Origin of the sequence: Maribacter sp. 4G9 (genome assembly GCF_002742265.1) — a bacterium.
Lineage (GTDB): Bacteria > Bacteroidota > Bacteroidia > Flavobacteriales > Flavobacteriaceae > Maribacter.
This window is the reverse complement of record NZ_MDGL01000181.1, coordinates 1-13,610: the sequence shown is the minus strand read 5'-3', so window position 1 is coordinate 13,610 and position 13,610 is coordinate 1. Positions and strand designations below refer to the sequence as shown.

13 protein-coding genes are annotated in these 13,610 nt (G+C 42.9%); 7 read left to right on the top strand and 6 right to left on the bottom strand.

All coding sequences use genetic code 11. The features are described from left to right. The first annotated feature begins 34 nt into the window (after positions 1-34). Positions 35-301: a hypothetical protein gene (locus BFP75_RS22485; RefSeq protein ID WP_240531843.1), complete on the top strand. Its 267-nt coding sequence runs from the start codon at positions 35-37 to the stop codon at positions 299-301. 126 nt (positions 302-427) lie between these two features. On the opposite strand, the gene BFP75_RS19095 is transcribed toward BFP75_RS22485, so the two are convergent. Further along, a complete protein-coding gene (locus tag BFP75_RS19095) occupies positions 428-1,366 on the bottom strand; it encodes a TerC family protein (protein ID WP_099546931.1) in 939 nt (312 codons plus the stop codon). Positions 1,367-1,543: 177 nt separating this feature from the next. Here BFP75_RS19095 and BFP75_RS19090 point away from each other — a divergent pair, with 177 nt between their 5' ends. After that, complete coding sequence (locus BFP75_RS19090) at positions 1,544-2,146, top strand: nitroreductase family protein (RefSeq protein WP_099546930.1); 603 nt, start codon at positions 1,544-1,546, stop codon at positions 2,144-2,146. Positions 2,147-2,277: 131 nt separating this feature from the next. Further along, the gene (locus tag BFP75_RS19085; RefSeq protein WP_123803509.1) at positions 2,278-2,604 is read left to right on the top strand and encodes a hypothetical protein; all 327 of its coding nucleotides are present in this window, start codon (positions 2,278-2,280) and stop codon (positions 2,602-2,604) included. A gap of 6 nt (positions 2,605-2,610) precedes the next feature. On the opposite strand, the gene hpf is transcribed toward BFP75_RS19085, so the two are convergent. Next, positions 2,611-2,916: a ribosome hibernation-promoting factor, HPF/YfiA family gene (gene hpf, locus BFP75_RS19080; protein ID WP_099546928.1), complete on the bottom strand. Its 306-nt coding sequence runs from the start codon at positions 2,914-2,916 to the stop codon at positions 2,611-2,613. A 183-nt stretch (positions 2,917-3,099) separates the two neighbouring features. Here hpf and BFP75_RS19075 point away from each other — a divergent pair, with 183 nt between their 5' ends. Then, positions 3,100-3,438, top strand: a complete 339-nt coding sequence (locus BFP75_RS19075; protein ID WP_099546927.1) for a hypothetical protein — start codon at positions 3,100-3,102, stop codon at positions 3,436-3,438. 7 nt (positions 3,439-3,445) lie between these two features. Next, positions 3,446-4,012 carry a DUF4251 domain-containing protein gene (locus tag BFP75_RS19070; protein ID WP_099546926.1) on the top strand — a complete coding sequence of 189 codons (567 nt, stop codon included), beginning with the start codon at positions 3,446-3,448 and terminating at the stop codon, positions 4,010-4,012. A 29-nt stretch (positions 4,013-4,041) separates the two neighbouring features. Here the strand turns inward: BFP75_RS19070 and BFP75_RS22480 are convergent, their stop codons facing one another. Then, entirely contained in the window at positions 4,042-4,332 is a 291-nt protein-coding gene (locus BFP75_RS22480; protein WP_240531842.1) for a TolB family protein, read from the bottom strand. 66 nt (positions 4,333-4,398) lie between these two features. Further along, on the bottom strand, positions 4,399-5,547 hold the full coding sequence (locus BFP75_RS19065; protein ID WP_240531841.1) for a biopolymer transporter TolR: 1,149 nt from the start codon (positions 5,545-5,547) through the stop codon (positions 4,399-4,401). Positions 5,548-5,905: 358 nt separating this feature from the next. On the opposite strand from BFP75_RS19065, the gene BFP75_RS19060 reads away from it, so the two are divergent. After that, positions 5,906-6,334 carry a peptidylprolyl isomerase gene (locus BFP75_RS19060; protein WP_099546925.1) on the top strand — a complete coding sequence of 143 codons (429 nt, stop codon included), beginning with the start codon at positions 5,906-5,908 and terminating at the stop codon, positions 6,332-6,334. A gap of 289 nt (positions 6,335-6,623) precedes the next feature. Continuing rightward, on the top strand, positions 6,624-9,659 hold the full coding sequence (locus BFP75_RS19055; protein ID WP_123803508.1) for a WD40/YVTN/BNR-like repeat-containing protein: 3,036 nt from the start codon (positions 6,624-6,626) through the stop codon (positions 9,657-9,659). 231 nt (positions 9,660-9,890) lie between these two features. Here BFP75_RS19055 and BFP75_RS19050 read toward each other — a convergent pair whose 3' ends face one another. Together BFP75_RS19050 and BFP75_RS22195 are read right to left on the bottom strand one after the other, a co-directional pair. Further along, on the bottom strand, positions 9,891-11,993 hold the full coding sequence (locus BFP75_RS19050) for a carbohydrate binding family 9 domain-containing protein (RefSeq protein ID WP_240531840.1): 2,103 nt from the start codon (positions 11,991-11,993) through the stop codon (positions 9,891-9,893). A 1,527-nt stretch (positions 11,994-13,520) separates the two neighbouring features. After that, positions 13,521-13,610, bottom strand: a 90-nt coding sequence (locus BFP75_RS22195; protein WP_240531765.1) for an ATP-binding protein, incomplete at its 5' end; no start/stop codon positions are given.

Below are 13,610 nucleotides of genomic sequence, written 5' to 3'. Positions count from 1 at the left end.
TTGGTGGCAAGTAATAACCTGCTATATCCTTTATATGGTTCCCATTTCGCTATTGTTACGTAATCGTCCCTTTCATGAACAATACGCATACGGGCTCATTGCGATGGGATTTTTGGAATTCGGTGGATATGCCATGCAGACATCCTATGCCTTTCCCAACAATCTTTTAGATCAATTCTTCGGTGGGCGCACGTTCGCCTTGGGGATGGCCCTGTTCTTTGCCCTTTATTTTCCTGCAGGAAATTGGCTGGTCAGAAAAATCTATGACCGACTATTTCCGAAAGCTTCCCAAAATAGGTAGTGATTTCAAATCCAAACCAACAACCAAGTCAAAAGAGCACTTTGCTCCAAAAAAGGAATTTGGAATTTGGTTTTTGAAATTTTAAAATTTCCCAATTGCTTACCCTAATATCAATTACTTCAAATATCAATCCTTTTCAGGGATGTAGAGCGAAGCTAAAATTCCACCGATTAGGGAAGCGGATATCACCGTCAGGGACACCCATTCTGGCAAATCAACATAATGGGAAAACAGCATTTTCAAGCCTACAAAAGCAAGGATGACCACCAGACTATAGTTGATATACCTGAATTTTTCCAACATCCTGGATATCAAAAAGTACATGGACCGCAATCCCAGTATTGCCAGAATATTCGAACTGAAGACCAGAAAGGGATCGGCCGTAATGGCTAAAATGGCAGGTATGCTGTCCAAGGCAAAAAGGATGTCGGTCAGTTCAATGACCATTAGTGCGACGAATAGGGGCGTAGCGGCCCGCACACCCATTTTTTTTATAAAAAAGTCGTGACCCTTAATCTCCGATGTAATTGGGTACAGTTTTTTGAGATTTCTAAATACGAAGGATTTCTCCGGATGAAAATCCTCGTCATCTCCCCGAAGCATCTTAAAAGCCGTGTATAGAAGAAAAACGCCGAATACGTAGATGATCCAATCAAATTTCGTAATGAGGGCCACCCCAAAGAAAATCATAAGGGCCCTGAAAATAATCGCGCCCAAAATACCCCAGAAAAGTACGCGATGCTGAAAGACCGGTGGAATCTTGAACGAGGAAAAAATGACAGCGATTACAAAAACATTGTCCACACTCAAGGACAGTTCGATTAAATATCCGGTAATATATTTTAAAACGGCCTCGTTCGCGGTAAGTCCGGTGGGGTTATCCATCATATCGTTGGAGAAAAGCCAATAAACCACGCCACTAAAGGCCAAGGCTATGGTTACCCAAATGGCGATCCATATACCCGCTTCCTTTGATTTTATAACGTGATCGTGTTTATGGAAAACGCCTAGATCTAAGGCCAGGAATACAAGAATACAGGCAAGAAAAATAATCCAGACTAGCATATAGATATATTTAAAGCGGTCGAAGATACTAAATTATGCGGTTTTCTCAATTGATTAAAGTCATATGAGGCCATAATAAATGGGGATGGATACAAGTCAACATTTAATGCAAAAGGACAAAGTGATTTGGTACGGCATACGTACTTTACTTACGTAATAAAACCCTAAAATTAATATATGACGACAGTAGAACAATTACAATTGGACAACATTGCAAAGAACGATTATCAGATCTATCCTTTACTAAAACAACGTTATAGTCCAAGGATATTCAGTACCCAAAAACTAACCGAAAAGGATGTGAACCGTCTATTTGAGTCCATACGATGGTCCGCAAGTTGTTATAATTGGCAACCTTGGCGATTTATCTATGCGCACAAAGGTTCTGATGGGTATACTAGTATCATGGAATGCTTGAGTGAATTCAACCAGAAATGGGCCAGGAATGCACCGTTTCTCATGTTGGCGGCCTACAAAAAAAATACGCCTGAAGGTGATGAAAATTTTCACGCATTGCACGATTTGGGACTGTCTTTGGGTAACCTGACCGTTCAAGCAGAATATATGGGGATAGGTTTGCACCATATGGCCGGTGTAGACTGGAAAAAGGCACAAAAGGTATTTGATGTTCCAGAAGGATTTCACATAGCCACGGCAATTGCGGTTGGTTATTATGGCGGTGATTTGAATGAATTGCCAAAAGATTTACAAGAGCAGGAGAAGGCCGAGAGAACTAGAATACCCCAAGAGGATTTTGCCTTTGAAGGAAGCTGGAAATAATAAAGGATAAGGTCCTTGGTCGATAATAATTGAAACTGGACGCATAGTCGGAAAATATCCCGGCAAATGTGTTTAGTTTTAGGTTAGAACACTATATGAAAATGAAATTCCTATCACACAAAAAATGCCTCTTGGCATTCACACTGTTCGGTATTTTAATAGTTTCCGCCCAAGACAAGGACACACTATCAATTTTGATACAGAAGCATACGATTTTGGACCAATTTGAGCCCGATTTGGTAAAGCCGGTTTCTGAACGCTTTGAATTGAAGCAGCAACGTATTGCCCACCAAAATCACACCCGCAGAATTTTGGATACCTTGGATATTTCCAACCGGAAGCGGCGCAGATTGCTTAAGGAATTAAAGCGTAGTCCATTTTCTGAACATATAGATAAAATAATAATGGCCGAAACCCACTTTGAGGATCCGGCCATTAAAACTGAAAGGAATCAGTAGCAAAAATCAGTGATGCGTTTGCATTTTATCCTTTCGCTTCTGCAATTGTCTTTGTAGTTCTTCTACGGATTTTGAAATCGAGGCTTCAAAGCTTCCGGTGCTGGCATCGGCAAACAGCCTGGGACCGGGGGCGCTCAAACGTATATTGCATATTTTCCCGGTATCCGGGGAGCTGGTATTCTCTTTTTTAAAGAAGACATCGGCCCGTACTATAAAATCAAATTTGTCCAACAGTTTCTCCAGTTTTTTGGCGGCCATTATCTCCAATCGGTTGCTGGCCTTTACGTCGTCGTACTCAAAATTGATGTTCATAAGCTTCAAATTAATTGTTTCGTTCAAATTACAAAATTCCCAGATGTTTCCGGTGCTGTATTTAATTAAATATGAATGCTAAATTAAATAAAGGTTAAAACGTAAATACTGATGATTATCATATAAGGACTTGGAATTAATTTCGTAACTTATTGTATGAAAAATCCTTAAAATTGAAACGATATGACTACGGAAAACACCAAAACACCTATGAGCGTACTGGATGGCAATTCTTGTTTGGTCTGGTTGGACAGGAGCTATAAGGATTTGTTACAATGGAAGCGAACGCTGGAATCCTATCTCTTTGAGCCCACAACCCTTCGGCAGTTTGAAATCAAACAACAATTGTCTGACAAACTGGATGCCTTGGTGCGTAGATATAAGGAATTATCAAAGCTGGCCCTAAACGAAAAAACGTTACTGGGAAAGCAAGTTGAAATGATAAAAAGCTATCTCGTGGAAACCCGCCAACTGGAAGGTAGGGTACAGGAATACATGGGTATGTTACAAACAAGTGTATAGTTTAGCTATGAAAATCCCGTACCACTTTTTATGGATTATCACCCTGTTGTTGCTAATAGGTTGCAAGAGTACTTCAAAAGTAGCCTATACACCAGAGGGTATAGCTTCCTTTAGGGATTTGATCGATAAAAAATCCTTTAAGTTTATAGCCGAAACGGCAAACCCCACCATGACCAATGGAATGAACGCCCTAGCAAACGCAGGTCTTTGGCCCCCGGGCAGTACTGTTTCAAACATAATGCTTCAGGGCAACAACGATTACCTTGAGGTACATGGGGATAGTATTTCAGCCGATCTGCCCTATTTTGGGGAGCGCCAGATGGGAGGGGGGTATGATAGTAATACAGGAATTTCCTTCAAGGGTATCCCATCGCACTATAAAGAGGAATACGATGCCTCCAAAAACGAAATGCGGATTACCTTTACCATTACCGAAAACTTGGAAAGCTATCGTGTTACACTCTCTGCCTTTCCTAATAAAAGGGCAACGGTTATCATTAATAGTGCCCAACGATTTCCCATACGTTATTTGGGGGAAATAACGGAAATTGAAGATTCCGATAAATCATCCTAACAAGAACATAAGTTACTCAAGATAATGCCCTAATAGCTCCCTGTATTGGTTACAAAGGCTATTCGTTTACTATCGGGCGACCAACTGGGTACATTAATGCTTCCTTGACCTCCATATATATGGGCCAACACTTTTGGTTTTCCACCTTTAAAGGGCATAATGCGAAGCATGCAATGCTTGTAAAAAGGATGATCACTGGGGTCGATATCTTTGGGAAAAGAAATAAAGACAATCCACTTTTGGTCTGGGCTTACATGGGGAAACCAGTTATTATATCCATCAAAGGTCAATTGCTCCGGATCTTTTCCATTTTTCTTCATTCTGAACAATTGCATATTTCCCGTGCGCACCGAGTTAAAAAAGATGTACTTTCCATCCGGACTATATTACGGTCCATCGTCCAATGTGGGCAAATCCGTTAGCTGTGTTTCCTTCCCACTTTTTAAATCAACGGAAAAAATATTGTAGGCCCCGTTTCTGTTTCCGGTAAAGAGCATTTTCTTATTGTCCGGTGACCATCCATGAAAGTAGGAGGCACCCACCCCTGGCTTTGTTACCATTTTGGGAAGGGAATCGCCCTCACTTGGTAAGTAATATAGTGCAGAGGTGCGATTGTCCTCTTGATTGTGATTACTGATACCTAAGAGGGACCCATCAAAGGTAAGGACATGGTCATTGTTGTTGTTCACGGCAAAACCCGTATTTAAGGGTGTAATGCCATGCGTTGCCAAGTCATAATTGTAGAGATGTCCTTTGGAGTTGTATATCAGTCGTTTCCCATCTGGGGTCCAATTGGGGGCCTGAATGGAATGTGCCGATTGGTACAGTATTTCCCGATGTCCCGTTTCCACATCCATAACCTCCAGATTACTGCCTATATAATCCCGATACGGCGTAAATTCCGGATCAACCGGCTTGATAATACGAACATTGCTAAATGTGGCACTCTCTAGGACCGATGGATTATGGGAACATATATAGAGTCCCACATATACCTCGTTGTCCATGTCCATGTCCGTAAGTTCTACTTGGGTGAACTCCTCTCCAACAACTGCGGTAGACATGATATAAGTGGTACCACGCCTTTCCAATTGAATAATGGTAGGCGAGGTGTTGGCAGATTTTACTTCCTCTGTAAGTCCACCGAGGGAAGCCCTATATTGCAGTGAGGTGAGTCCATCTCCATGGGTACTTGCATTCACATGTTTGGAGTTGGCGTCCAAATTATTCCTGACTATCCAACCGGCTTTTCGGTGGGGATCTTTACCCTTACCTATAAAATGGACCGTGGCCCTTAAGATAAAATCTCCCTGAAGGGTCGTCCAAAGGTATTGGAACTCATCCTGACCGAACCACATATTGGTCCCGGCACCGGAAAGTGTATAGGTTTGGTTTTCTGTATCGAAGGTGGCCGTTCCCTTTATTTTTGGATTGCCTATGGCGGTAGTACCATCAAAAATACCCATGTTCTGTGCCGACACTTTACCGGACTGGAAAAATAATATAAAAATAGGTAGGAGGATAGCTGTTTTCATAACGCTGTTTAAGGGCTATCAAAGGATAGTATACCCGTTAAATATACGTATTATCGCTTTATTGGCACCGCCAAAGGGTTTAATACTCCGAGGCTTGCCTCGAAATTAAAAATTTGTTTCCTGCGAATGCCTCGTTGGCTTACCCCGAGGTAGTTTACTTAAATCAGAATTCGCATCTTGGGCAAAAAGAATAAAAACCGACTATAAAAGGTTTAAAAATGGGAGAATTTAAAACGATTTTGCTGCTATTTCGTTAAAATAGCGTGAAATAAACCTAGTTTTTACCAAATCTTCGTCATTCACTATTGAGAATCCTACCTTTGCCGTTCATTGAAATACTAATATAGAAACTCTTAAAATGAGCAAAGTAAAAGAAGGTGATGTCGTACGCGTACATTACACGGGTAAATTGGAAAACGGACAGGTATTTGATAGCTCCTTGAACAGGGAACCTTTGGAGGTGAAGTTAGGACAGGGCAGCTTGATTCCAGGTTTTGAGAAAGGATTGATGGACATGGAACCCAAAGAAAAGAAAACAATCGTCATCCCTAAGGAAGAGGCCTATGGTGAAAAGAGGCAGGAACTTTTTCAAAGTGTGCCCAAATCAAATTTACCGGAGGATATGGAACCTGAAGTAAACATGGGCTTGGTAGCGACGAATGCCGATGGCACGGAGCGACAACTGCGGGTTGCAGAGGTGAATGAAAACGATATTATCGTAGATGGCAACCATCCGTTAGCTGGAGAGGACTTGACCTTTGAATTGGAACTGGTAGAGATAAAGTAATATTTTCTGATCATTGGAATTGAAGAACCGTCCTAAAGAGGGCGGTTTTTTTATGGTTTATAGTCAGTGGTTTATGGGCTTTGTAGAAATATCCTTTATATTTGATAGGCATCGGGAGCTCAAGAAGATTCAAAGTCTATGCGCCAGATTGTCAAAATCTAAATAACCTATAACCTTACACTTTGTTCCAATGAAAAAATGATTCTATGCCTTTCTAGCTATTATAGCCCTTTTAGGTAACGTCCATGCACAACGCCGACAAAATACTACGCCCCAAATTTCAGAAGTTTTGTACGAATCCATGGCATACAGGAACATTGGTCCGTTTCGGGGAGGCAGGTCCACTACGGTAACGGGCATACCGGATGATATTTTTACGTATTACATGGGCGCCACTGGGGGTGGCGTCTGGAAAACCACCGATGGGGGCACGACCTGGAACAATATTTCGGATGGATTTTTTAACACTACGGGTATCGGTGACATTACAGTTGCTCCATCGGACCCCAATATCATCTACGTGGGTACGGGCGAATCTCCCGTACGCGGCGTCAAGACTTCCCATGGGGACGGTCTATATAAGTCGACCGACGCCGGAAAGACCTGGAAACACATGGGACTCGAAAAGACACGACACATTAGCGATGTATATGTCCATCCCACCAATCCCAATAAAGTATATGTGGCCGCACAGGGTAATCCCTGGGGTCCCAATCCAGAAAGAGGGGTATACCTGTCCGAGAATGGAGGAAACACTTGGGAAAAAATACTCTTTGTGAACGAGAATTCGGGAATTGTGGATATGACGGTGGATGCCTCTAACCCTGATATTATGATGGTGGCTTCCTGGGATTTCCATCGCAAACCTTGGATAGTGCACAGTGGGGGTCCAGGTAGCCGAATTTACAAAACTACGGATGGAGGCAAAAACTGGAAAGAGATTACGAAAGGACTGCCTGAACTAAAAGGAAAGATGGGCGTAGCCATTTCACCCGCAAACCCCAATATTGTTTACATAGCCATAGACGCATTGGGTAATAAGGCCGGGGTCTACCGCTCAGAGGATGGAGGGGAATCCTTCAAACAGACCACAAATGATGCCGGCACATATGCCCGTTCATGGTACTATATGCATATCATTGCCGATCCAAATGATGAAGACGAAGTTTGGGTGATGAACAGCTCTGCCATGAAGTACGTTGATAGCGGGAAAACTTTTGAAGGTTATCCTTGGAGTCATGTGGACCATCATGATCTTTGGATCAATCCTAATAATAGCGAAATTATGATCAATGCCAATGATGGGGGAGCATCTGTGACTTATAATGGTGGAAAGACATGGTCTACACTTTACAATCAGCCTACCGGCCAGTTTTATAGGGTCATTACGGATAATGGGTATCCTTACCGCGTTTACTCGGGGCAGCAGGACAATAGCACCATTGCCATTGATAGCAGGGTCATGGATGATGGCATTGGGGAAATGCATTGGGACGTGATGCGCGCTGGGGAATCCTCCACGGTTGCGGTGGACCCCAATAACCCTCGATATGTATACTCCACCTATTTTGCAAGCAATTTCGTAGAGTGGGACAGGGATATCGATAATACACGGATGATAATGCCATACCCGACTAGGGTTACAGGGGAACAGCCAAAAAATTTAAAGTATCGCGCCAATTGGAACGGGCCAGTTATCGTATCGCCCCATGATCCTTCCGTTATTTACTATGGTTCACAATACGTTATGAAATCTACCGATCGTGGGGTAACCTGGAAAGTCATGAGCGATGACCTTACCCGAAATGACAAGGAACATCAGGGAAAGGGAGGAGAGCCCATCAGTAACGAACAGATAACGGCAGAGAGTTACAATAATTTATTCAATATAGAGGAATCCCCTTTGGTAGAAGGCGTTATTTGGGTAGGCTCGGACGATGGGCTTGTGCACCTGACCCGAGATGGTGGGGAAACCTGGACCAATGTAACTCCAAAGGGTTTAAAGGAAAGCATCATCAACGTGGTAGAGCCTTCGCCACATGATCCCGCTACGGCCTACATTGCCGTAACGGGATACAAGCTAAATGATTTTACCCCGTATATCTTTAAGACGAATGATTATGGTGCCACTTGGGAGAAAATCGTTACCGGAATACCGGGGGATACCTTTGCACGTACCGTACGTGAAGATCCAGACCGTAGGGGTCTATTGTATGCCGGTACCGAAACGGGCGTCTTTGTCTCCTTTAATGATGGTGGCAATTGGTTGCCCCTACAGAATAATTTGCCCGAAGTACCCATCACAGATCTTAGGGTACAGCGTAAGGATCTAGTGGTGGCCACACAGGGGCGCGCCCTCTGGATTTTGGACGATTTGACCCCGTTGCACCAAATTTCGGAGTCGGTAGCGCAAGCGGATTCCTATTTGTACGATCCTAGGGATGTGTATACTGAATTATCCGTTGCCTATAGTACGGATGGTGGGTATGGTAAAAATCCGCCACCAGGTCTTCAAATCCATTATTTATTGAACAAGGAAGTACCAAAGGAAACGACTATGTCCTTGGAAATCATGGACAAAGATGGAGTAGTGGTCCACTCGGAAAGTACCAATACCACACCCGTTGACTGTGATACCCTTGTTAAACCCCAATTGAAAAAGCAGGTGGGAACCCACCGATACCAATGGAACATGAAAATTGGCAGGTTCGATTGTCTTACTGAACTCTATACCACGAATAGGGACCTCACGGCCTATAATGCCCCGCCAGGAGCCTATACGGTACGGTTGACCGTAGGGGACAAGGTCCACAGTCAGGATTTTAACATCGATATAGACCCCAGATTGAAGAATAGCATTCCCAATGTGGAGGAAGCCTATGAAGAACGGGATGCCATTTCAAAAACCATCTACCAAGGAGCCACCGAAATGGCCAAAGGGGTGCGCGATGTACGCATGGTACAAGAGCAGCTGCACCTAATTTTAAAAATGACCACGGATGAAACGTTGAAACAGGAAGGGAAGGAGCTGGACACCCTCATCGAGACCTGGATCGAAGCCATTCTACAAAAGGAGATGCGTACCTTTCAGAGCAACTATATGTTCGAGGCGCGTTTGCTTATTAAGTTCAAGGATTTCCTCAATAGCATCGATAAGGGCAATTTGCCCATGACACCAGGGGTGCGAGATGTGAGCAAGGATTATCTAGAGCAATGGGCGGCATTGAAAGCACAATTATCGGACATCAAACAAAAAGAAGTACCCCAATTAAATGCAAGGTTACAACAGGAAGGGCTACCCCAATTGTATTGGCCTAAACCATAAGTGTCGCTTTAATATGAATAGGTAAAAAAATACATTCAATCCAGTTGCACTAAAATTTTAGGTCCTTACTGATGACATCTTCGGCTTGGCTAAAATCCCAATGTATTCAAGAGTAACATTGGAATTTGGAATTTAAAGCTTGTATTTTTTGCCCATGTAATCCTTCAAGGATATTTTCATTTTTAATGAAAAGCCTCAGTTGTTTGGTTTGGAATGTACCTGTATCCTTAACTACTGCAATACATCAAACCGATGCGTGTATTTTATCGTGAGGGTCTGGTTGTCTAAAAAGTCCAAAGGGTTATCGTCCTTCACAATATTGAATACGACGAAGAGTCCGGTATTGGCACTTTGAAGCCATCCAAACCGGGCATTTACAGAGGTTATCTCGGATACATTATTACGCTGGATTAAACTTTGCAAAAAGATACGCGGGGTAAAACTATAGGCCAACCGTAGTCCGCCCACCAAAGCCGTGGTATTTCCGGTTTCCAGCTGAATATCGTTATGGCTCATGGTCAGGGAGGACACAAATTTGTTCCCGACCCTAAAGTTGGCCGTACCGCTGTTGGAATAGCGCATTCCATTGAAATAACCGCCGATAAAGGTACGGGTGCTGGCGGAAAAAGCATTATTCGGGTTAGAAATCAACACAAATTGCAATTCCTCATTTTTGTATTCGCCTACCGGAACCGTCACATTGGAGATATTGAACGGGGCAAATACCCGTTCCTGGGTGAAATTGATACCGGTATGGATCTCAAAGCCGCTACGCCATACCCAATGGTTGTCCACATGTAAAAAACCCGTAACCTGCTCGTTATCAAAGTTCCAATACCCGCGGTAGGAGAGGTGCGGACGCATTTCAAGGAAACTTCCATTACCTTTCATCCGATGTGCCTTAAAGATCAATAACTCAGGCTTTTTGAAGGCGGTTCGCTGTAGGAAGCCGACTTCCGGATTGAATCCCGGGGCCACCTCGGTGTAGCCCGCGTTCAGGTTCCAACCGTCCCATTCGTAATTCGCCAAAAGTTTAAAAGCATGGTCCTGCCCGTTGATACTAGGGGTAACGCTCTTCGCAAAAAAACCGTTTACTTCCGCCTTGTTGCCAATGCCCCATTTCCCATCCACCGCATACACCCGGTTAAAATCATCGTCCAAACCTGCCAAGCCTTGTCGGTTTACGAAAATACCGCCCAAGGAACTCCTGGAATTCCCAAAGTTGTGGTTGACACGCGCCACGGAGAAATTGTTTTCCGTTATACCTGCCGATGCTACATCCTCCGTGAACATGCTGAGCAAGCCCACATTGGTCTGACCCACTTTTCCGGACACCCGGGCACCGCCAATAATGGGGACGATACTACCATCCTGACCCAAACCTATACGCCGACTAAAGAACAAATCCACCTCCCCAGGACTTCCGACCGAAAACTGACCCGCATTTTCCAGGAAAAAGGCCCTTTTTTCGGGGAAGAAGAGGTTGAATCGGTCCAGGTTTACCTGTTCATCGTCCACTTCCACCTGGGCAAAATCCGTGTTATAGGTAAGGTCGAGGGTCACGCTGGGGGTAATGCTGTATTTGACGTCCATTCCCACTTCCGCGTCCAGTTGCTGTTCGCTGGGGGAGACGGACTGGTCATTGATACCCTGTACCAAGGCATAGGGTATCAACTTTAAGTTCCCCGGATTTTTTAGATTGAGTCCGGTCAATTTACCTGCCAAGGCCAGCCGTTTGAGATCGAAACCCAATGGGAGGGAGGTCCAGTAGGCGATTTCAGTATTCTTGCTGATATTCCGTTGAAAATTAAGGCCCCATGTTTTTGCTTCCCCGGAAGCAAAGCGTAGGGAACGTAGGGGAATGGCGAACTCTGCACTCCAGCCATAGTTGCCCAATTGGGTCTTTACGTACCAGGTGGCGTCCCAGTTTAGGTTGGTACCGCCAATTACGCCACCTTGTTGGCGATTGGCATTGTTGTTTCCCTTGCCTTCGTTGTTGATCTGTGCGTCATACTCCATGCCTTGGGCGTTGGTGCCAAAGAGGAAACCATTTTGTTGGTCGTTATAGGTATCGATGATGAACAAAAAACTATCCTCATCATTCAAATCGGCATCACGGCGGGAGTCGGACACCACAATCTTCTTAGGTTCGGTATCGTAGCAGACCACGGCCACGTAAAAAGTGGTATTGCTGTAAGCAACCCGAATTTCCGTTTTCTCGGACACGGGCTCGCCAAAGGAGGGTTTTATTTGGATAAGGTCCGGGGCGAGGGGAACCGACTCCCAAAGGGCCTCATTGCGAATTTCACCATCTACGACAGGCTCGGTTTCCAAAAAAAGGTCGCTTGGTAAAACGGACGGCTAAATTGTTGGTTTTTTGGTGTGGTTTGTGAAAAGCCAGCAGCACAACAAAGCAATACGACGCCTAGTAGGAATCGTTTAATTGGGTCGGATGTCATATCGTTTGGTAATTGGTGGAATAAATATACATTACTTTTTAATAGTAAAACTATTAAAATATAGGCCGCGATAAATTGTTTGGAATTTATGAATACAGGAGTAAGAATTGGAAAATCATCTTGTAAATCAATTATTTTATACACGATGAAATTTGAAGAACCCTGATGGTCATGTAAAAATTAATCAGATAAAAATTAATCAGAATAATACACCGGAATTTCAGCAACCACGTACGAGCGAAAGATTCCTGATGATGGGTGAAAGGGGTATGGGATTAAGGTGGGGTAGCATTGTAATTATTGATATGGAAATATTCTATTTTACATAATATAAATTATGATACAGATTCGTTCAATGTGTAAAACGGCGCATGCTTGCATTTTACATAATTGCAGATATGACCTTCGCGTCAGCGAATCATATCGTCAGCCATTATGTAAAAGCCGTTTTACTGGAATGTAACTTACCTTCTGTAAGTCATAATTCTTTTATGTCAAATATCCCTCAAATTCGTAGATTTTATTCGGAGTAGCAACGGGGTCATCAACCTGTTTAATTTACGCTACGAGAACATTTTCCACACAGAATAAAATTTATTCCAAACTTCGAAATTCGTCAACCCTATCAACGAACCTTTCGTCTGTACTCATAATTTGTCGTTATGTAAAATAGCCGCTGCCTATGCGCTCATTGCTTTTTAAAATCAAATTGCTCTGGCAATTTATTTTAAACACAATCTCCAGCCGCATAGCCAACGCCATTTAAAAGCTAACCTTTTAGATTAATTTAAAATTATCATATTCGATGAAATGTCTGCAAGATTTTTTTCTACAGCATTCTCGTCAGCTTGCCGCAACAGCTCAAAATTTAAGAAAAATAAATTTCTGAGCACTTGCTAACCTCTCACTCTGATTGAATCTTATCTTTAGGCACTTCTAACATTATGTAAAATAGACTTTCAAAATGGTAACCAGTAAGCGTTTCTTTTATCTTTTTTTTCTTGATAAAAAAAGAAACAAAAAAATCAAGGCTTACAGATAATTTTAGAAACAATGTACGGCTCAGTCGCTATATTCTAGAAAGCATTCTAACTCTTAAGACCGCTTTGAACAATTTGAAACATTGAGATGGTCAACAAACCCTATAACCAGCCCTCTAGAATATGGCCGCTCCCCTTGCCTATTGTTTGGCTAAAATTCTCTTAGGCCGTTGGACCTATAACTGAATTTATACCTTGCCTGATTTGGTCATGAAATAAATCTTATCTGTTTATATACAAATATTTATTTTCTGTAACTTTCAATCAATTGGAAAGGACGGTCAAAGTGAACCACTAAAAACGGATTAAAGTGAGCATAGCAAACTAAGTGCTCAAAATCGATTCCATTGTGGTTAAATTTACTATTTATTTATTTGTTTTTTACGCATTGATTCTCCCTTTATATTGATTCTATGTGCGGTGTGAACCAGTCTATCTAAAATGGCATCTGC